25 protein-coding genes are annotated in these 16,391 nt (G+C 51.0%); 19 read left to right on the top strand and 6 right to left on the bottom strand.

The window, feature by feature from the left end; all coding sequences use genetic code 11:
• Positions 1-6 precede the first annotated feature (6 nt).
• From rpsE to FHN83_RS09455, 13 genes are all read left to right on the top strand, one after another.
• The gene (rpsE, locus tag FHN83_RS09515; protein ID WP_007369821.1) at positions 7-507 is read left to right on the top strand and encodes a 30S ribosomal protein S5; all 501 of its coding nucleotides are present in this window, start codon (positions 7-9) and stop codon (positions 505-507) included.
• A 6-nt stretch (positions 508-513) separates the two neighbouring features.
• Positions 514-693: a 50S ribosomal protein L30 gene (rpmD, locus tag FHN83_RS09510; RefSeq protein ID WP_003863301.1), complete on the top strand. Its 180-nt coding sequence runs from the start codon at positions 514-516 to the stop codon at positions 691-693.
• Positions 694-696: 3 nt separating this feature from the next.
• Positions 697-1,131 (top strand): 50S ribosomal protein L15, encoded by a 435-nt coding sequence (gene rplO, locus FHN83_RS09505; protein WP_039032065.1) that lies wholly within the window; start codon positions 697-699, stop codon positions 1,129-1,131.
• A 7-nt stretch (positions 1,132-1,138) separates the two neighbouring features.
• Positions 1,139-2,470, top strand: a complete 1,332-nt coding sequence (gene secY, locus FHN83_RS09500) for a preprotein translocase subunit SecY (RefSeq protein ID WP_039032064.1) — start codon at positions 1,139-1,141, stop codon at positions 2,468-2,470.
• Between the two features lie 31 nt (positions 2,471-2,501).
• The gene (gene rpmJ / locus FHN83_RS09495) at positions 2,502-2,618 is read left to right on the top strand and encodes a 50S ribosomal protein L36 (protein ID WP_000868187.1); all 117 of its coding nucleotides are present in this window, start codon (positions 2,502-2,504) and stop codon (positions 2,616-2,618) included.
• Positions 2,619-2,764: 146 nt separating this feature from the next.
• Complete coding sequence (gene rpsM, locus FHN83_RS09490; protein ID WP_003031135.1) at positions 2,765-3,121, top strand: 30S ribosomal protein S13; 357 nt, start codon at positions 2,765-2,767, stop codon at positions 3,119-3,121.
• A gap of 16 nt (positions 3,122-3,137) precedes the next feature.
• Positions 3,138-3,527, top strand: a complete 390-nt coding sequence (gene rpsK / locus FHN83_RS09485) for a 30S ribosomal protein S11 (RefSeq protein WP_003863312.1) — start codon at positions 3,138-3,140, stop codon at positions 3,525-3,527.
• A 34-nt stretch (positions 3,528-3,561) separates the two neighbouring features.
• Positions 3,562-4,182 (top strand): 30S ribosomal protein S4, encoded by a 621-nt coding sequence (gene rpsD, locus FHN83_RS09480; protein WP_032614687.1) that lies wholly within the window; start codon positions 3,562-3,564, stop codon positions 4,180-4,182.
• 25 nt (positions 4,183-4,207) lie between these two features.
• On the top strand, positions 4,208-5,197 hold the full coding sequence (locus FHN83_RS09475; protein WP_002919219.1) for a DNA-directed RNA polymerase subunit alpha: 990 nt from the start codon (positions 4,208-4,210) through the stop codon (positions 5,195-5,197).
• A gap of 40 nt (positions 5,198-5,237) precedes the next feature.
• Positions 5,238-5,621 (top strand): 50S ribosomal protein L17, encoded by a 384-nt coding sequence (gene rplQ, locus FHN83_RS09470; RefSeq protein ID WP_001216368.1) that lies wholly within the window; start codon positions 5,238-5,240, stop codon positions 5,619-5,621.
• A gap of 106 nt (positions 5,622-5,727) precedes the next feature.
• A complete protein-coding gene (locus FHN83_RS09465) occupies positions 5,728-6,096 on the top strand; it encodes a DUF1992 domain-containing protein (protein WP_139563731.1) in 369 nt (122 codons plus the stop codon).
• Between the two features lie 2 nt (positions 6,097-6,098).
• Complete coding sequence (gene zntR / locus FHN83_RS09460; RefSeq protein ID WP_138371063.1) at positions 6,099-6,524, top strand: Zn(2+)-responsive transcriptional regulator; 426 nt, start codon at positions 6,099-6,101, stop codon at positions 6,522-6,524.
• A gap of 55 nt (positions 6,525-6,579) precedes the next feature.
• Complete coding sequence (locus tag FHN83_RS09455; RefSeq protein ID WP_039032070.1) at positions 6,580-6,825, top strand: alternative ribosome-rescue factor A; 246 nt, start codon at positions 6,580-6,582, stop codon at positions 6,823-6,825.
• Here the strand turns inward: FHN83_RS09455 and mscL are convergent.
• The 5 genes from mscL to def form a co-directional block, all read right to left on the bottom strand.
• Entirely contained in the window at positions 6,793-7,209 is a 417-nt protein-coding gene (mscL, locus tag FHN83_RS09450; RefSeq protein WP_039032061.1) for a large-conductance mechanosensitive channel protein MscL, read from the bottom strand. The genes FHN83_RS09455 and mscL overlap by 33 nt on opposite strands.
• 148 nt (positions 7,210-7,357) lie before the next feature.
• The gene (gene trkA, locus FHN83_RS09445; protein ID WP_039032060.1) at positions 7,358-8,734 is read right to left on the bottom strand and encodes a Trk system potassium transporter TrkA; all 1,377 of its coding nucleotides are present in this window, start codon (positions 8,732-8,734) and stop codon (positions 7,358-7,360) included.
• A gap of 22 nt (positions 8,735-8,756) precedes the next feature.
• On the bottom strand, positions 8,757-10,043 hold the full coding sequence (rsmB, locus tag FHN83_RS09440; RefSeq protein ID WP_139563730.1) for a 16S rRNA (cytosine(967)-C(5))-methyltransferase RsmB: 1,287 nt from the start codon (positions 10,041-10,043) through the stop codon (positions 8,757-8,759).
• Positions 10,044-10,095: 52 nt separating this feature from the next.
• Entirely contained in the window at positions 10,096-11,043 is a 948-nt protein-coding gene (gene fmt, locus FHN83_RS09435) for a methionyl-tRNA formyltransferase (RefSeq protein ID WP_139563729.1), read from the bottom strand.
• A gap of 25 nt (positions 11,044-11,068) precedes the next feature.
• Entirely contained in the window at positions 11,069-11,578 is a 510-nt protein-coding gene (gene def, locus FHN83_RS09430; protein ID WP_039032057.1) for a peptide deformylase, read from the bottom strand.
• Between the two features lie 127 nt (positions 11,579-11,705).
• On the opposite strand from def, the gene dprA reads away from it, so the two are divergent.
• From dprA to FHN83_RS09400, 6 genes are read left to right on the top strand one after another with little or no spacing between them, the layout of a single operon-like run.
• Positions 11,706-12,830 (top strand): DNA-protecting protein DprA, encoded by a 1,125-nt coding sequence (gene dprA, locus FHN83_RS09425; protein ID WP_039032056.1) that lies wholly within the window; start codon positions 11,706-11,708, stop codon positions 12,828-12,830.
• The gene (gene smg, locus FHN83_RS09420) at positions 12,802-13,275 is read left to right on the top strand and encodes a DUF494 family protein Smg (RefSeq protein ID WP_039032055.1); all 474 of its coding nucleotides are present in this window, start codon (positions 12,802-12,804) and stop codon (positions 13,273-13,275) included. The genes dprA and smg overlap by 29 nt, the downstream gene beginning before the upstream one ends.
• Before the next feature lie 26 nt (positions 13,276-13,301).
• Positions 13,302-13,844, top strand: coding sequence for a type I DNA topoisomerase (locus FHN83_RS09415; protein WP_072036740.1), 543 nt, complete (start codon positions 13,302-13,304; stop codon positions 13,842-13,844).
• 4 nt (positions 13,845-13,848) lie between these two features.
• Positions 13,849-14,421, top strand: coding sequence for an L-threonylcarbamoyladenylate synthase type 1 TsaC (gene tsaC, locus FHN83_RS09410; protein ID WP_039032053.1), 573 nt, complete (start codon positions 13,849-13,851; stop codon positions 14,419-14,421).
• A 3-nt stretch (positions 14,422-14,424) separates the two neighbouring features.
• A complete protein-coding gene (gene aroE, locus FHN83_RS09405) occupies positions 14,425-15,243 on the top strand; it encodes a shikimate dehydrogenase (RefSeq protein ID WP_139563728.1) in 819 nt (272 codons plus the stop codon).
• Positions 15,240-15,488 carry a DUF1488 domain-containing protein gene (locus FHN83_RS09400; protein ID WP_039032051.1) on the top strand — a complete coding sequence of 83 codons (249 nt, stop codon included), beginning with the start codon at positions 15,240-15,242 and terminating at the stop codon, positions 15,486-15,488. Before aroE ends, FHN83_RS09400 begins: the two co-directional genes overlap by 4 nt.
• Here the strand turns inward: FHN83_RS09400 and FHN83_RS09395 are convergent.
• Positions 15,464-16,018, bottom strand: coding sequence for a gamma carbonic anhydrase family protein (locus FHN83_RS09395; RefSeq protein WP_039032050.1), 555 nt, complete (start codon positions 16,016-16,018; stop codon positions 15,464-15,466). The genes FHN83_RS09400 and FHN83_RS09395 overlap by 25 nt on opposite strands.
• Between the last annotated feature and the right edge of the window lie 373 nt (positions 16,019-16,391).

Genomic DNA, 16,391 nt, shown 5'->3' with positions numbered 1-16,391 from the left:
TGTAAGATGGCTCACATCGAAAAACAGGCTGGCGAACTGCAGGAAAAGCTGATCGCGGTTAACCGCGTATCTAAAACCGTTAAAGGTGGTCGTATTTTCTCCTTCACAGCTCTGACTGTAGTTGGTGACGGTAACGGTCGCGTTGGTTTTGGTTACGGTAAAGCGCGTGAAGTTCCAGCAGCGATCCAGAAAGCGATGGAAAAAGCCCGTCGCAATATGATTAACGTCGCGCTGAACCACGGCACCCTGCAGCACCCTGTTAAGGGTACTCACACGGGTTCTCGTGTCTTCATGCAGCCAGCTTCCGAAGGTACCGGTATCATCGCCGGTGGTGCAATGCGCGCCGTTCTGGAAGTTGCTGGAGTTCATAACGTTCTGGCTAAAGCATATGGTTCCACCAACCCGATTAACGTGGTTCGTGCAACTATTGATGGCCTGGAAAATATGAAATCTCCAGAAATGGTCGCTGCCAAGCGTGGTAAATCCGTTGAAGAAATTCTGGGGTAATTGACCATGGCAAAGACTATTAAAATTACACAAACCCGCAGTGCAATCGGACGTCTGCCGAAACACAAGGCAACGCTGCTTGGCCTGGGTCTGCGTCGTATTGGTCATACCGTTGAGCGCGAGGATACTCCTGCTGTTCGTGGTATGGTCAACGCGGTTTACTTCATGGTTAAAGTTGAGGAGTAAGAGATGCGTTTAAATACTCTGTCTCCGGCCGAAGGCTCTAAAAAGGCGGGTAAACGCCTGGGTCGTGGTATCGGTTCTGGCCTCGGTAAAACCGGTGGTCGTGGTCACAAAGGTCAGAACTCTCGTTCTGGCGGTGGCGTACGTCGCGGTTTCGAGGGTGGTCAGATGCCACTGTACCGTCGTCTGCCGAAGTTCGGCTTCACTTCTCGCAAATCAGCGATCACAGCCGAAGTTCGTCTGTCTGACCTGGCGAAAGTTGAAGGCGGCGTTGTAGACCTGAACACGCTGAAAGCAGCAAACATTATCGGTATTCAGATCGAGTTCGCGAAAGTGATCCTGTCTGGTGAAGTTTCTACTCCGGTAACTGTTCGTGGCCTGCGTGTTACTAAAGGTGCTCGTGCTGCTATCGAAGCTGCTGGCGGTAAAATTGAGGAATAAGTAGCAGATGGCTAAACAACCGGGATTAGATTTTCAAAGTGCCAAAGGTGGGCTTGGCGAACTGAAACGCAGACTTTTGTTTGTGATCGGTGCGCTGATTGTTTTCCGTATTGGCTCTTTCATTCCGATCCCTGGTATTGATGCCGCTGTACTTGCCAAACTGCTTGAGCAACAGCGTGGCACCATCATTGAAATGTTTAACATGTTCTCTGGTGGTGCTCTCAGCCGTGCTTCTATCTTTGCTCTGGGTATCATGCCGTACATTTCGGCATCGATTATTATCCAGCTGCTGACTGTCGTTCATCCGACTCTGGCAGAACTGAAGAAAGAAGGGGAGTCTGGTCGTCGTAAGATCAGCCAGTACACCCGTTACGGCACTCTGGTGCTGGCAATATTTCAGTCGATCGGTATTGCTACCGGTCTTCCGAATATGCCTGGTATGCAGGGCCTGGTTATTAACCCGGGCTTTGCATTCTATTTCACCGCTGTTGTAAGTCTGGTCTCAGGAACAATGTTCCTGATGTGGCTCGGCGAACAAATTACTGAACGTGGTATCGGTAACGGTATTTCGATCATTATTTTCGCTGGTATTGTTGCGGGACTCCCGCCAGCCATTGCCCATACGATCGAGCAAGCGCGTCAAGGCGACCTGCACTTCCTCCTGTTGCTGTTGGTTGCAGTATTAGTATTTGCAGTGACGTTCTTTGTTATCTTCGTTGAACGTGGTCAACGCCGCATTGTGGTAAACTACGCAAAACGTCAGCAAGGTCGTCGTGTCTATGCTGCACAGAGCACACATTTACCGCTGAAAGTGAATATGGCAGGGGTAATCCCGGCAATCTTCGCTTCCAGTATTATTCTGTTCCCGGCAACCATCGCGTCATGGTTCGGGGGCGGTACTGGTTGGAACTGGCTGACAACAATTTCGCTGTATTTGCAGCCTGGGCAACCGCTTTATGTGTTACTCTATGCGTCTGCGATCATCTTCTTCTGTTTCTTCTACACGGCGTTGGTCTTCAACCCACGTGAAACAGCAGATAACCTGAAGAAGTCCGGTGCATTTGTACCAGGAATTCGTCCGGGAGAGCAAACGGCGAAGTATATCGATAAAGTAATGACTCGCCTGACTTTGGTTGGTGCGCTTTATATTACTTTTATTTGCCTGATCCCGGAGTTCATGCGTGATGCGATGAAAGTACCGTTCTACTTCGGTGGAACCTCACTGCTTATCGTTGTTGTCGTGATTATGGACTTTATGGCTCAAGTGCAAACTCTGATGATGTCAAGTCAGTACGAGTCTGCATTGAAGAAGGCGAACCTGAAAGGCTACGGCCGCTAAAAGGTCGCCCGAGAAGTTACGGAGAGTAAAAATGAAAGTTCGTGCTTCCGTCAAGAAATTATGCCGTAACTGCAAAATCGTTAAGCGTGATGGTGTCATCCGTGTGATTTGCAGTGCCGAGCCGAAGCATAAACAGCGCCAAGGCTGATTATTTCGCATATTTTTCTTGCAAAGTTGGGTTGAGCTGGCTAGATTAGCCAGCCAATCTTTTGTATGTCTGTACGTTTCCATTTGAGTATCCTGAAAACGGGCTTTTCAGCATGGTGCGTACATATTAAATAGTAGGAGTGCATAGTGGCCCGTATAGCAGGCATTAACATTCCTGATCAGAAACATGCTGTGATCGCATTAACTTCGATCTATGGCGTCGGCAAGACCCGTTCTAAAGCCATTCTGGCTGCAGCGGGTATCGCTGAAGATGTTAAGATCAGTGAGCTGTCTGAAGAACAAATCGACACGCTGCGTGACGAAGTTGCCAAATTTGTCGTTGAAGGTGATCTGCGCCGTGAAGTTAGCATGAGCATCAAGCGCCTTATGGACCTTGGTTGCTATCGCGGTTTGCGTCATCGTCGTGGTCTGCCAGTGCGCGGTCAGCGTACTAAGACCAACGCACGTACCCGTAAGGGTCCGCGCAAACCGATCAAGAAATAATCGGGGTGATTGAATAATGGCAAAGGCACCAGTTCGTGCACGTAAGCGTGTAAGAAAACAAGTCTCTGACGGCGTGGCTCATATCCATGCTTCTTTCAACAACACCATCGTTACTATTACTGATCGTCAGGGTAACGCACTGGGTTGGGCAACAGCCGGTGGTTCCGGTTTCCGTGGTTCTCGCAAATCCACTCCGTTCGCAGCTCAGGTTGCAGCAGAGCGTTGCGCTGAAGCCGTAAAAGAATACGGCATCAAGAATCTGGAAGTTATGGTAAAAGGTCCGGGTCCGGGTCGCGAATCTACCGTTCGTGCTCTGAACGCCGCTGGTTTCCGCATCACTAATATTACTGATGTGACTCCGATCCCTCATAACGGTTGTCGTCCGCCGAAAAAACGTCGCGTATAACGCGTTCGTTTTCCAGGTTTGTTGGAGATAGAAAATGGCAAGATATTTGGGTCCTAAGCTCAAGCTGAGCCGTCGTGAGGGCACCGACTTATTCCTTAAGTCTGGCGTTCGCGCGATCGATACCAAGTGTAAAATTGAACAAGCTCCTGGCCAGCACGGTGCGCGTAAACCGCGTCTGTCTGACTATGGTGTGCAGTTGCGTGAAAAGCAGAAAGTTCGCCGTATGTACGGTGTGCTGGAGCGTCAGTTCCGTAACTACTATAAAGAAGCAGCACGTCTGAAAGGCAACACCGGTGAAAACCTGTTGGCTCTGCTGGAAGGTCGTCTGGACAACGTTGTATACCGTATGGGCTTTGGCGCCACTCGTGCTGAAGCACGTCAGATGGTTAGCCATAAAGCAATCATGGTAAACGGTCGTGTTGTTAACATCGCTTCTTATCAGGTTAAAGCGAATGACGTTGTTAGCATTCGTGAGAAAGCGAAAAAGCAATCTCGCGTGAAAGCCGCTCTGGAGCTGGCTGAGCAGCGTGAAAAGCCAACCTGGCTGGAAGTTGATGCTGGCAAGATGGAAGGTACGTTCAAGCGTCAGCCGGAACGTTCTGATCTGTCTGCGGACATTAACGAACACCTGATCGTCGAGCTTTACTCCAAGTAAAGCTTAGTACCAAAGAGAGGACACAATGCAGGGTTCTGTGACAGAGTTTCTAAAACCGCGCCTGGTAGATATCGAGCAAGTGAGTTCGACGCACGCCAAGGTGACCCTTGAGCCTTTAGAGCGTGGCTTTGGCCATACTCTGGGTAACGCACTGCGCCGTATTCTGCTCTCATCGATGCCGGGTTGCGCGGTGACCGAGGTTGAGATTGATGGTGTACTTCATGAGTACAGCACCAAAGAAGGCGTTCAGGAAGATATCCTTGAAATCCTGCTCAACCTGAAAGGGCTGGCGGTGAGAGTTCAGGGTAAAGATGAAGTTATTCTTACTCTGAATAAATCTGGCATTGGCCCTGTGACTGCAGCCGACATCACCCATGATGGTGATGTCGAAATCGTCAAGCCGCAGCACGTGATCTGCCACCTGACCGATGAGAACGCAGCTATTAGCATGCGTATCAAAGTTCAGCGCGGTCGTGGTTATGTGCCGGCTTCTGCCCGAATTCATTCGGAAGAAGATGAGCGCCCAATCGGCCGTCTGCTGGTCGACGCATGCTACAGCCCTGTAGAGCGTATTGCCTACAATGTTGAAGCAGCGCGTGTAGAACAGCGTACCGACCTGGACAAGCTGGTCATCGAAATGGAAACCAACGGCACAATCGATCCTGAAGAGGCGATTCGTCGTGCGGCAACCATCCTGGCAGAACAACTGGAAGCTTTCGTTGACTTACGTGATGTACGTCAGCCGGAAGTGAAAGAAGAGAAACCAGAATTCGATCCGATCCTGCTGCGCCCTGTTGACGATCTGGAATTGACTGTCCGCTCTGCTAACTGCCTCAAGGCAGAAGCTATCCACTATATCGGTGATCTGGTACAGCGTACCGAGGTTGAGTTGCTGAAAACGCCGAACCTGGGTAAAAAATCTCTTACTGAGATTAAAGACGTGCTGGCTTCACGTGGTCTGTCTCTGGGCATGCGCCTGGAAAACTGGCCACCGGCAAGCATTGCTGACGAGTAACCGGATCACAGGTTAAGGTTTTACTGAGAAGGATAAGGTCATGCGCCATCGTAAGAGTGGTCGTCAACTGAACCGCAACAGCAGCCATCGCCAGGCTATGTTCCGCAACATGGCAGGTTCACTGGTTCGTCATGAAATCATCAAGACGACCCTGCCTAAAGCGAAAGAGCTGCGTCGCGTAGTTGAGCCGCTGATTACTCTTGCCAAGACTGACAGCGTTGCTAATCGTCGTCTGGCATTCGCCCGCACTCGTGATAACGAGATCGTGGCAAAACTGTTTAATGAACTGGGCCCGCGTTTCGCGAGCCGTGCCGGTGGTTACACTCGCATTCTGAAGTGTGGCTTCCGTGCAGGCGACAACGCTCCGATGGCTTACATCGAGCTGGTTGATCGTTCAGAGAAAGCAGAAGCTGCTGCAGAGTAATCTGTAGTATCGTAAAAAAACCCGCCTCGGCGGGTTTTTTTATATCTGCTGCATCCCCACTTTTCTACAATAGTCATATTCTTTTCCTTCTCTCCGGAGTTTTGCTATGTGGCTACTCGACCAATGGGCAGAGAGACACATTCAGGATGCCCAACGGCAGGGTGAATTCGATAACCTACCCGGCAATGGCCAGCCTTTGGTACTGGATGACGATTCGCATGTACCTCCTGAACTGCGCGCCGGCTATCGCATGTTGAAAAATGCCGGTTGTCTCCCTCCTGAACTTGAACAGCGTAAACAGGCGCTCGAGCTGTCTCAACTCCTCGCCACCGTCAGGGAAGGATCTGCAGAGTATACGGATTACACTCGTCGTCTTGCTCTCCTGGAGCTTAAACTTCGTCAGGCAGGAGTAAGTACTGAGTTTCTGCATGGTGATTACGCCGGGCGGTTGATGCAAAAAATTAAGGAGGACTAGAAATGTATCGTATTGGCGAAATTGCGAAGCTGGCAGACGTCACACCCGATACCATTCGGTATTACGAAAAGCAGCAGATGATGGAACATGAAATACGCACGGAGGGCGGTTTTCGGTTGTACACCGACAGGGATCTTCAACGCCTGAAGTTTATTCGCCATGCGCGACAGCTGGGTTTCACGCTGGAGTCGATCCGCGAGTTACTGTCGATCCGCATCGATCCTGAACACCACACCTGTCAGGAATCCAAAAGCATTGTGCAGGCAAGATTGAGTGAGGTTGAAGCGCGCATCGAAGAGCTTCAAACCATGCGGCTGTCATTACAGCGACTGAATGATGCGTGTTGTGGTACCGCACACAGCAGTGTTTATTGTTCTATTCTGGAAACCCTTGAACAAGGGGCAAATGGCGGGTCTGGCGGATGTTGATTTTATTATCAACTCCACCTACACTCGCGTTGATATTTTGAACACTGGAGAGAGTATGAGCCATTATCAACACAAGAAAGGGCAGATCAACGATAACGCCATTGAAGCACTATTGCATGATCCCTTATTCAGACAGCGAATCGAGAAAAATAAGAAAGGGAAAGGAAGTTATCTGCGTAAAACTAAACATGCAAAACGGGGTAACTGGGAGGCCAGTGGCAAGCAAGCGAATCGCTTTCTTACCACTGGCCTTCTTGCTTTAAGGGGATTACAAAGTGCGATTGTTCTGCGCTTTCAGTAAATCGCGGATTTCAGTAAGCAAGACTTCTTCTTTCGATGGTGCTGGCGGGGCTGCCGGTTCTTCTTTTTTCTTACGATTTAATCTGTTGATGAGCTTGATGGCCATGAAGATGGCGAAAGCAACAATCACAAAATCAAATACATTTTGAATAAATACGCCATAGTGCATTACCACAGCAGGGATATCACCCTGTGCTTCACGTAGCGTTACGGCGAATTGTTTAAAATCGATCCCGCCAATCAACAGCCCCAGTGGTGGCATGATGATATCGGCAACCAGTGATGAAACGATCTTGCCAAACGCCGCACCAATAATGACACCCACAGCCAAATCCACTACATTTCCGCGCATCGCAAATTCGCGAAATTCTTTGATAAAACTCATTTTGTTCTCCTTGTGCCAGCTGACAAATACAAGTTTAACAAATCATTAGCGGATTGCCATTGAAGAGAGACATGCGTCACAGAAATATAACCCTTACATATTATTGGGTTAAATAGAAAAGGTGCTGCTAACAGCACCTTTTTGGCGATCACAGGAAGAAAGGACTTGGCTGGAACAAACGTTCGACGTCGGTAATAAACTTTTTATCCGTCAGGAACATAATGACGTGATCGCCTTGCTCAATACGTAAATTGTCATTGGCAATCATCACATCATTACCGCGCACTACTGCACCAATAATGGTGCCCGGCGGGAGTTTAATTTCATCAATAGTACGTCCAACCACACGTGATGTACTCTCATCACCATGCGCCACGGCTTCGATCGCTTCTGCCACACCACGACGCAGGGAAGAAACTCCCACAATATCTGCTTTTCGCACATGGCTCAGCAGGGCAGAGATGGTTGCCTGTTGCGGCGAAATCGCAATATCAATCACGCTGCCCTGCACCAGATCGACATAGGCCCGACGCTGGATCAGCACCATGACCTTTTTCGCACCCATCCGTTTAGCCAGCATTGCTGACATGATGTTCGCTTCATCATCGTTGGTAACAGCAATGAAAAGATCGACTTGATCGATATGCTCTTCGGCAAGCAGCTCCTGATCCGACGCATCGCCATAAAAAACGATCGTATTTTGCAGTTTTTCTGCCAGTTCAGCGGCGCGCTGTTGATCGCGTTCGATCAATTTGACGCTGTAATCTTTTTCCAGCTGTCGTGCCAGGCCGGCACCGATATTACCGCCACCGACCAGCATGATGCGCTTATAGGGTTTTTCCAGCCGCTGGAGCTCACTCATTACCGCACGGATATGCTGTGATGCGGCGATAAAGAAGACTTCGTCCCCGGCTTCGACAATGGTTGAACCTTGCGGACGGATAGGGCGGTCATGACGGAAAATCGCGGCGACGCGCGTGTCAATGTGTGGCATATGTTCGCGCATCGTTGAGAGTGCGTTACCGATCAATGGGCCGCCATAGTAGGCTTTGACCACCGCGAGACTGACCTTGCCTTCCGCAAAATTAACAACCTGCAGTGCGCCCGGGTATTCGATCAACCGGTAGATACTGTCGATAACCAGCTGCTCTGGCGCGATCAAATGGTCGATCGGAACCGCTTCGGAATTAAACAACTTGTCGGCATCGCGAACATAATCCGGAGAACGGATGCGCGCGATTCGGTTTGGAGTGTTAAATAACGAATAGGCAACCTGACAGGCAACCATATTGGTTTCATCAGAACTGGTGACAGCTACCAGCATGTCTGCGTCATCAGCCCCGGCTTCTCGCAACACCCGCGGGTGAGAGCCATGACCCTGTACCACACGCAGATCGAATTTATCCTGCAGCCCGCGCAGACGATCGCCGTTGGTATCAACGATAGTGATGTCGTTATTCTCACCGACCAGGTTTTCTGCCAGCGTACCGCCTACCTGTCCCGCGCCCAGAATGATTATCTTCATATCTTGTGACCCGTTATCAACATCACTCTTTGATTAGCTTAGCGTAAAAGAAGCCATCGCCTTCTTCTGCCCCGGGCAGGTTTTGTTTGCCGGGTAACTCTGGCGTGCCGGTCAGATGCAGACGGGCATCAGGGGTACGCTTCAGGAACGCGGCGATCTGCTGGCTATTCTCTTCTGGCAGCACAGAACAGGTGGCATAAACCAGCGTCCCGCCTGATTTCAGATGTGGCCAGATGGCGTCTAGGATCTCTGACTGCAGCTGTGCCAGTTCCTTGATATCCCGGTCACGGCGCAACCATTTAATATCCGGGTGACGGCGTATAACACCGGTAGCTGAGCAAGGGGCATCCAGTAAAATACGATCGAACTGCTCATCCCCACACCAATGGGCAGGCGTCCGCCCGTCCCCTTGCTTCACCTCGGCCTTCATGCCCAGACGTTTGAGGTTATCGTAGACACGAGAAAGACGCTGTTCGTCAACGTCGATGGCCATCACGCTTGCCTGCGGCGCGACTTCCAGAATGTGTGTGGTTTTACCGCCCGGCGCGGCGCAGAGATCAAGGATCCGCTCGCCATTCTGCGGTTCAAGCCAGGTCATACAGCCTTGTGCTGAAGCGTCCTGAACGGTCACCCAGCCCTGTTCAAACCCTGGAAGGGCATGCACCGGAGCTGGCGCAGCCAGACGCACCGCGTCGCTATATTCAGGATGAGAGAACCCGGTCATCCCGGCTTCTTCCAGCAATGCCAGCCAGGCATCGCGTGAGTGGTGATTGCGGTTAACGCGCAGCCACATCGGTGGACGCTGGTTATTGGCCTCAATCAGCGTTTCCCACTGCTGGGGATAGGCCTTCTGCAGACGTTTTAATAACCAGTCGGGATGCAGGAAACGTTTTTCCGTACGGGCAAACTCAGCCAGCAGCTCATCTTGCTGACGCTGAAACTGACGCAAAACGCCATTAATCAGCCCTTTAAGCTGCGGGCGCTTTACTGCAACCGCGCCTTCTACGGTTTCTGCCAGTGCAGCATGAGGAGGAATACGGGTATGCAGCAACTGATAGAAGCCAACCATGATCAGATAGTGAACGACGCGCTGCTTGCCCGCCATCGGGCGCGCCATGAGTTTGCCGATCAACCATTCCAGCTGGGGTAACGTGCGCAGGACACCAAAGCACAGCTCCTGAAGCAGTGCCTTATCTTTATCGGAAACTTTTTGCTGTAACGGTGGCAGAACATTGCTCAGTGACTGGCCCTGTTCGACCACTTGCTCGATTGCCTGTGCTGCCAGGCTGCGTAAATTTTGTTTTTTCATAACCGCAAAAATAAAAATGCCCGGAAACTCCGGGCCTTAAATTGAGATGATCTCAGGCGAGACTGTTGCCAGGCGTAAACCATTCACGGCGAGAGTTCAGAAGGTCCTGCGCGCTCATGGCTTTTTTACCTGCAGGTTGTAAGGATTCCAGATTAAGGATCCCTTCAACTGTCGCGACCTGAATACCCTGCTTACTGGCTTCGATAATTGTTCCAGGTGCAGCGTTGGTGTTGCTATCAATCACGGAAGCCTTCCAGACTTTCACCGGCTGCCCGTCTATTTCCAGCCAGCTCATTGGCCACGGATTAAATGCCCGGATGCAGCGCTCAAGCTGAGCAGCAGAAAGAGACCAGTCGAGGCGGGCCTCTTCTTTGCTGAGCTTTTCAGCATGTGTCACTAACGCTTCGTCCTGGACTTCGGGTTGAGTCCGACTCTCTGCCAATTGTTGCAGAGTATCAATCAGGCCTTTAGGCCCAAGTTCAGCCAGTTTGTCATACAGGGTGCCACTGGTGTCTTCGGCAGTAATTGGGCAAGAGAGCTTATACAGCATGTCGCCGGTATCCAGACCTACGTCCATCTGCATAATCGTCACGCCAGTTTCGGCATCGCCGGCCCATAAAGAACGCTGGATTGGCGCCGCGCCGCGCCAGCGTGGGAGCAGTGAACCATGGACATTAATGCAGCCCAGGCGAGGCATATCAAGAACCGCCTTTGGTAGGATAAGGCCATACGCCACAACCACCATGACATCTGCATTCAACTGAGCAACCAGCTGCTGATTTTCCTGCGGCCGTAACGACGCGGGCTGAAACACCGGTAAACCGTGCTCTTCTGCCAGCACTTTAACCGGGCTCGGCATCAGTTTTTTGCCACGGCCTGCCGGACGGTCGGGCTGGGTAAATACGCCAACAACCTGATGGCCAGACGACAACAGCGCGTCCAGATGACGCGCTGCAAAGTCAGGTGTACCTGCGAAGATGATACGTAGTGATGTAGACACGTTATTCCTTGTATCCGGGGTCACATTAAGCGCGAGCGCGCATGCGATCCAGTTTCTCTACTTTCTGACGAATACGCTGCTGCTTCAGTGGAGAGAGATAATCGATAAAGAGTTTACCGACCAGATGATCCATCTCATGCTGAATGCAGATGGCCAGCAGATCATCCGCTTCCAGTTCGAACGGCTTACCGTCGCGATCGAGCGCGCGGATTTTGACTTTTTCTGCACGCGGTACCAGCGCTCTCTGCTCAGGAATAGAGAGACAACCTTCTTCAATACCGGTTTCGCCGCTTTTTTCCAGGAGCTCCGGATTGATTAACACCAGGCGCCCGTCGCGGTTTTCAGAAACGTCGATGACGATGATGCGCTGGTGAATGTCCACCTGCGTAGCCGCGAGACCAATGCCTTCTTCGGCGTACATCGTATCGAACATATCATCAATGATACGTTGAGTTTCTGCATTCACTTCTTTAACCGGTTCGGCGACTTTGCGAAGGCGCTCGTCCGGGATATGTAACACTTGCAAAACTGCCATATATTTCCAGAGTCGTGTTCAGGAGTTGATAAGAATATAACCTCTATTCTAGACAAAACCCCCTCTGATTGACAGCATCAGTGACCAATCGCAAAGATTGCTATAGCGGCTTGTGGCAGGGGAAAGGATGACATCCACAGAGATTTGGCTACGCCTGATAAGCACGGGAGAATTGTACGGCGACAAGATGGTGGCGATAGCGCAGCGGATGCAGCGCGAGCCCCATATTGATGACGCTCTGCTGGTGGAAATGGGGCTCACCCATAAGCAAAAGGCGAAGTTTTTATCAGTTCCGCCTAATGAAATCGATCGCAGCATGGAGTGGCTGGCAGAGCAAGGGCATCACCTGATAAGTGCGGATAGTGCCCTGTATCCAGGCCAGCTACGCGCTATCACAGATTACCCGGGCGCTTTGTTTGTCAGGGGAAACCCCTCGTTGCTGTCGAGCCTGCAACTGGCCGTCGTAGGCAGCCGTACTCACTCCTGGTATGGGGAGCGCTGGGGGAAGATTCTTTGTGAGCAGCTGGCTCAGGCGGGGCTTACGATCACCAGCGGCCTCGCCTGTGGTATCGATGGTATCGCGCATCGCGCTGCGCTTAACGTTAAAGGTAAAAGCGTTGCAGTTCTGGGAAACGGGCTGGCAGATGTCTATCCTCGTCGCCATAAGGCGTTGGCTTCGCAACTTGTTGAGAGTGGCGGGGCTGTTATTTCTGAGTTTTCACTCGCGACACCTCCGTGGCCGGGGAATTTCCCTCGGCGTAACCGCATTATTAGCGGCCTCAGTCAGGGGGTATTCGTTATAGAAGCGCTGATAAGAAGTGGTTCGCTTGTGACGGCCAAATGTGCGCTTGAACAGGGGCGTGAAGTCTTCGCATTACCGGGAGCAATAGGGAGCCCGGGAAGTGAAGGTCCTCACTGGTTAATAAAGCAAGGCGCGACGCCCGTGACGGCGGTAGACGATATTCTGGAAAGTTTGCAATCTGGACTGAAATGGTTGCCAGAGGATCCCGAAAATTGGCTTTATTCATCAGATCAGGACCAGGTAGCATTGCCATTTCCTGAGCTCCTGGCTAACGTAGGAGATGAGGTAACACCTGTTGACGTTGTCGCTGAACGTGCCGGCCAACCTGTGCCAGTAACGGTAGCACAGCTACTGGAATTGGAGTTAGCAGGATGGATCGCAGCTGTACCCGGCGGCTATGTCCGATTAAGGAGGGCAAGCCATGTTCGACGTACTCATGTATTTGTTTGAGACTTACATCCATAACGAAGCTGAAGCACGCGTGGATCAGGACAAACTCACACGCGATCTCACCGATGCAGGTTTCGAACGGGAAGATATTTACAACGCGTTAATATGGCTGGAAAAACTGGCTGATTATCAGGAAGGCCTTGCCGAACCGATGCAGTTAGTTTCCGATCCACTGTCTGTACGCATCTATACGGCTGAAGAGTGTGAAAGGCTGGATGCCAGTTGCCGGGGATTTATCTTATTCCTGGAGCAGATTCAGGTGCTGAACCTCGAAACGCGAGAAATGGTGATAGAGCGCGTCATGGCGCTGGATACGGCAGAATTTGAGCTGGAAGATCTGAAGTGGGTCATCCTGATGGTTCTGTTCAATATTCCAGGGTGTGAAAATGCCTATCAGCAAATGGAAGAATTACTCTTTGAAGTGAATGAAGGTATGCTGCATTAATTCATCATGCAGCACCAAGAGTTGTTATGGCCAAATCAGCACTATTTACGGTGCGTAAAAATGAGTCCTGCCCGCAGTGTGGGGCAGAACTTGTTATCCGGTCCGGTAAACACGGGCCGTTTCTCGGTTGTTCGCACTATCCAGAATGTGATTATGTCCGTCCCCTGAAAAATCAGGCGGACGGGCATATTGTTAAAGTTCTGGAGGGACAGGCATGCCCGCAATGTGGTGGCGATCTGGCGCTGCGCCAGGGGCGTTTTGGCATGTTTATCGGCTGCAGCCGCTATCCCGAGTGCGATCACACTGAACAAATCGATAAACCAGATGAAACAGCCTTAGCCTGTCCGCAATGCGACAGCGGTCATCTCGTTCAACGCCGCTCACGCTATGGTAAGACATTCCACTCCTGCGATCGTTATCCTGAATGTCAGTTTGTTACCAATTTCAAACCGGTGGCGGGGAGCTGCCCTGAGTGCCATTACCCGCTACTTATCGAGAAAAAAACGGCGCAAGGGATGAAGCGCTTTTGCGCCAGTAAACAATGTGGAAAGCCGGTTTCGGCGGAATAATAAAGTGAAGAATAACCTGCAACCAGGCTCCGTTGCGTATGCAGTGGACGTGCTGAAGAATGAAGAAGTCATCGCCTATCCAACAGAAGCTGTTTTTGGGGTGGGATGCGATCCCGACAGCGAATTAGCCGTAACACGCTTATTAACACTGAAACAGCGTCCGGTCGAAAAAGGCCTGATTTTAATCGCTGCCAGTTTTGAACAGCTTAAGCCTTATATTGATGATTCCATGTTGACGTCAGCGCAGCGTGAAACCATTTTTTCAGCCTGGCCGGGGCCGGTAACCTTTGTGTTTCCTGCTTTGCCGACAACGCCACGATGGCTGACGGGGCGTTTCGACTCCCTTGCGGTGCGCGTGACGGACCATCCACTGGTTATCGAATTATGTAATCATTTTGGTAAGCCGCTGGTTTCAACCAGCGCCAACCTGACGGGATTGCCTCCTTGCCGCACCTCAGAAGAGGTGGTAGCGCAGTTTGGCAGCGATTTCCCTGTGGTTATCGGTAATACCGGTGGCCGGCAGAATCCGTCAGAAATTCGTGATGCTTTGACCGGCGAGCGTTTTCGCCAGGGGTAACAGATGGAAACCTACGCCGTTTTTGGTAATCCAATTGCGCATAGCAAGTCGCCGTTTATTCATCAGCAGTTCGCGCAACAACTGCATATCGATCACCCTTATGGCCGCGTACTTGCGCCCGTTGATGCCTTTGTAACGACGCTGGAGGCTTTTTTTGCTGGTGGCGGAAAAGGAGCGAATGTCACGGTGCCTTTTAAAGAAGAGGCTTTCGGGCGCGCCGATGAGTTAACAGAGCGGGCTTCCCTTGCGGGAGCCGTGAATACCCTCAAGCGTCTTGAAGACGGCCGAATTTTGGGGGACAACACAGATGGTATTGGCCTGCTGAGCGATCTGGAACGTTTATCATTTATCAAACCCGGCGCGCGGATCCTGTTGATTGGCGCAGGCGGCGCGGCGCGGGGTGTGATTTTACCTCTGCTTTCGCTGGATTGCGCAGTGACCATAACGAACCGTACTTATTCCCGGGCAGAAGAGTTGGCCGCACTTTTCGCTCATACCGGCAGCATTCATGCTGTCGCCATGGACGCGTTGAGCAACCATGAATTCGACCTGATCGTTAATGCGACTTCAAGTGGCATCGGCGGTGAAATTCCTGCAATCCCCTCGTCATTAGTCAGTGAACATGTTTATTGCTATGACATGTTCTATCAGAAAGGCAAAACACCTTTTCTTAACTGGTGCGAGCAGCAAGGCGCAAAACATGTTGCTGATGGGCTGGGTATGCTGGTGGGGCAAGCCGCGCATGCGGTGATGCTCTGGCACGGTGTTCTGCCAGAAGTGGAGCCGGTCATTGAAAAACTTAAACTGGAGCTATCGGCATGAATCAGGCGATCCAGTTTCCGGATCGAGAAATCTGGGATGAAGAAAAGCTGGCCGTCTGTTTTCCGGCGCTGGTTAATGGTATGCAAATGATGTGTGCCATTGAAGGGGTAACGTTGGCCCGTCGTTTTGGGGATGGCCTTCCCCTTGATAGGTTTCGTGAACATCGCTGGGATCTGGAAGAAGAAGCCAGCGATGCCATCCGTAATGGTGATGAGGACGATCAGGGTTGGTTCTGGCTTTCCTGATCCAGATAGTCATTCTTCCATTTAACGTAGTTATTGGCCGAGTACTTCAAACCTTCTATTTCCGCTTCCGTCAGGGGGCGGATCTGTTTTACCGGACTTCCTAAATAGAGAAAGCCACTTTCGAGCCTCTTGTTTTGTGGAACCAGGCTGCCGGCACCAATCATCACGTTATCTTCTACTACCACACCATCCAGCAAAATAGACCCCATGCCAACCAGAACGCGATTGCCTATCGTGCAGCCGTGCAACATCACTTTATGACCGACGGTAACTTCTTCACCCACGATCAGCGGATTACCTTCCGGGTTATAAGAGGATTTATGGGTGACATGCAGTACGCTGCCATCCTGAATATTGGTACGTGCGCCGATAGCGACATAGTTAACGTCACCACGAATGGCGACCAGTGGCCAGATACTGACATCATCACCCAGCCGGACATCGCCAATGACTACGCTACTGCTGTCGATCATTACGCGATCGCCTTGTTTCGGGAAAAGATCTTTGTAGGGACGGATTACTGCAGACATATCAACCTCGACTGATGTGCGTTCTACAGAAGACTTTGATCCTATTACTCGGCTTGATCAAGGGGGATTTACGTCATTATTTGAGCATATCGGATGGGATTTCGGCGAAAAGAACGAAAAAAGAACAGTCGGAATAAAAGATCGAAAAAATGCTTGTGCTAAAAACTGGGATCCCTATAATGCGCCTCCATCGACACGGCGGATGTGAATCACTTCACACAAACAGCCGGGCCGGTTGAGGAGAAAAGCGTGAAATAATCGCTTGACTCTGAAAGAGGAAAGCGTAATATACGCCACCTCGCAACGGTGAGCGAAAGCCGCGTTGCACTGCTCTTTAACAATTTATCAGACAATCTGTGTGGGCACTCAAAGT

The sequence above is a fragment of the Leclercia adecarboxylata genome, from assembly GCF_006171285.1.
Classification (GTDB): domain Bacteria; phylum Pseudomonadota; class Gammaproteobacteria; order Enterobacterales; family Enterobacteriaceae; genus Enterobacter; species Enterobacter barmai.
This window is presented reverse-complemented; position numbering and strand designations above follow the sequence as displayed.

Excerpts from the sequence above, each read along its gene's own strand:
- rpsE (WP_007369821.1), top strand. The coding sequence starts at position 7 with ATGGCTCACATCGAAAAACAGGCTGGCGAACTGCAGGAAAAGCTGATC.
- rpmD (WP_003863301.1), top strand. The coding sequence starts at position 514 with ATGGCAAAGACTATTAAAATTACACAAACCCGCAGTGCAATCGGACGT.
- rplO (WP_039032065.1), top strand. The coding sequence starts at position 697 with ATGCGTTTAAATACTCTGTCTCCGGCCGAAGGCTCTAAAAAGGCGGGT.
- secY (WP_039032064.1), top strand. The coding sequence starts at position 1,139 with ATGGCTAAACAACCGGGATTAGATTTTCAAAGTGCCAAAGGTGGGCTT.
- rpmJ (WP_000868187.1), top strand. The coding sequence starts at position 2,502 with ATGAAAGTTCGTGCTTCCGTCAAGAAATTATGCCGTAACTGCAAAATC.
- rpsK (WP_003863312.1), top strand. The coding sequence starts at position 3,138 with ATGGCAAAGGCACCAGTTCGTGCACGTAAGCGTGTAAGAAAACAAGTC.
- rpsD (WP_032614687.1), top strand. The coding sequence starts at position 3,562 with ATGGCAAGATATTTGGGTCCTAAGCTCAAGCTGAGCCGTCGTGAGGGC.
- FHN83_RS09475 (WP_002919219.1), top strand. The coding sequence starts at position 4,208 with ATGCAGGGTTCTGTGACAGAGTTTCTAAAACCGCGCCTGGTAGATATC.
- rplQ (WP_001216368.1), top strand. The coding sequence starts at position 5,238 with ATGCGCCATCGTAAGAGTGGTCGTCAACTGAACCGCAACAGCAGCCAT.
- FHN83_RS09465 (WP_139563731.1), top strand. The coding sequence starts at position 5,728 with ATGTGGCTACTCGACCAATGGGCAGAGAGACACATTCAGGATGCCCAA.
- zntR (WP_138371063.1), top strand. The coding sequence starts at position 6,099 with ATGTATCGTATTGGCGAAATTGCGAAGCTGGCAGACGTCACACCCGAT.
- FHN83_RS09455 (WP_039032070.1), top strand. The coding sequence starts at position 6,580 with ATGAGCCATTATCAACACAAGAAAGGGCAGATCAACGATAACGCCATT.
- mscL (WP_039032061.1), bottom strand. The coding sequence starts at position 7,209 with ATGAGTTTTATCAAAGAATTTCGCGAATTTGCGATGCGCGGAAATGTA.
- trkA (WP_039032060.1), bottom strand. The coding sequence starts at position 8,734 with ATGAAGATAATCATTCTGGGCGCGGGACAGGTAGGCGGTACGCTGGCA.
- rsmB (WP_139563730.1), bottom strand. The coding sequence starts at position 10,043 with ATGAAAAAACAAAATTTACGCAGCCTGGCAGCACAGGCAATCGAGCAA.
- def (WP_039032057.1), bottom strand. The coding sequence starts at position 11,578 with ATGGCAGTTTTGCAAGTGTTACATATCCCGGACGAGCGCCTTCGCAAA.
- dprA (WP_039032056.1), top strand. The coding sequence starts at position 11,706 with ATGACATCCACAGAGATTTGGCTACGCCTGATAAGCACGGGAGAATTG.
- smg (WP_039032055.1), top strand. The coding sequence starts at position 12,802 with ATGTTCGACGTACTCATGTATTTGTTTGAGACTTACATCCATAACGAA.
- FHN83_RS09415 (WP_072036740.1), top strand. The coding sequence starts at position 13,302 with ATGGCCAAATCAGCACTATTTACGGTGCGTAAAAATGAGTCCTGCCCG.
- aroE (WP_139563728.1), top strand. The coding sequence starts at position 14,425 with ATGGAAACCTACGCCGTTTTTGGTAATCCAATTGCGCATAGCAAGTCG.
- FHN83_RS09400 (WP_039032051.1), top strand. The coding sequence starts at position 15,240 with ATGAATCAGGCGATCCAGTTTCCGGATCGAGAAATCTGGGATGAAGAA.
- FHN83_RS09395 (WP_039032050.1), bottom strand. The coding sequence starts at position 16,018 with ATGTCTGCAGTAATCCGTCCCTACAAAGATCTTTTCCCGAAACAAGGC.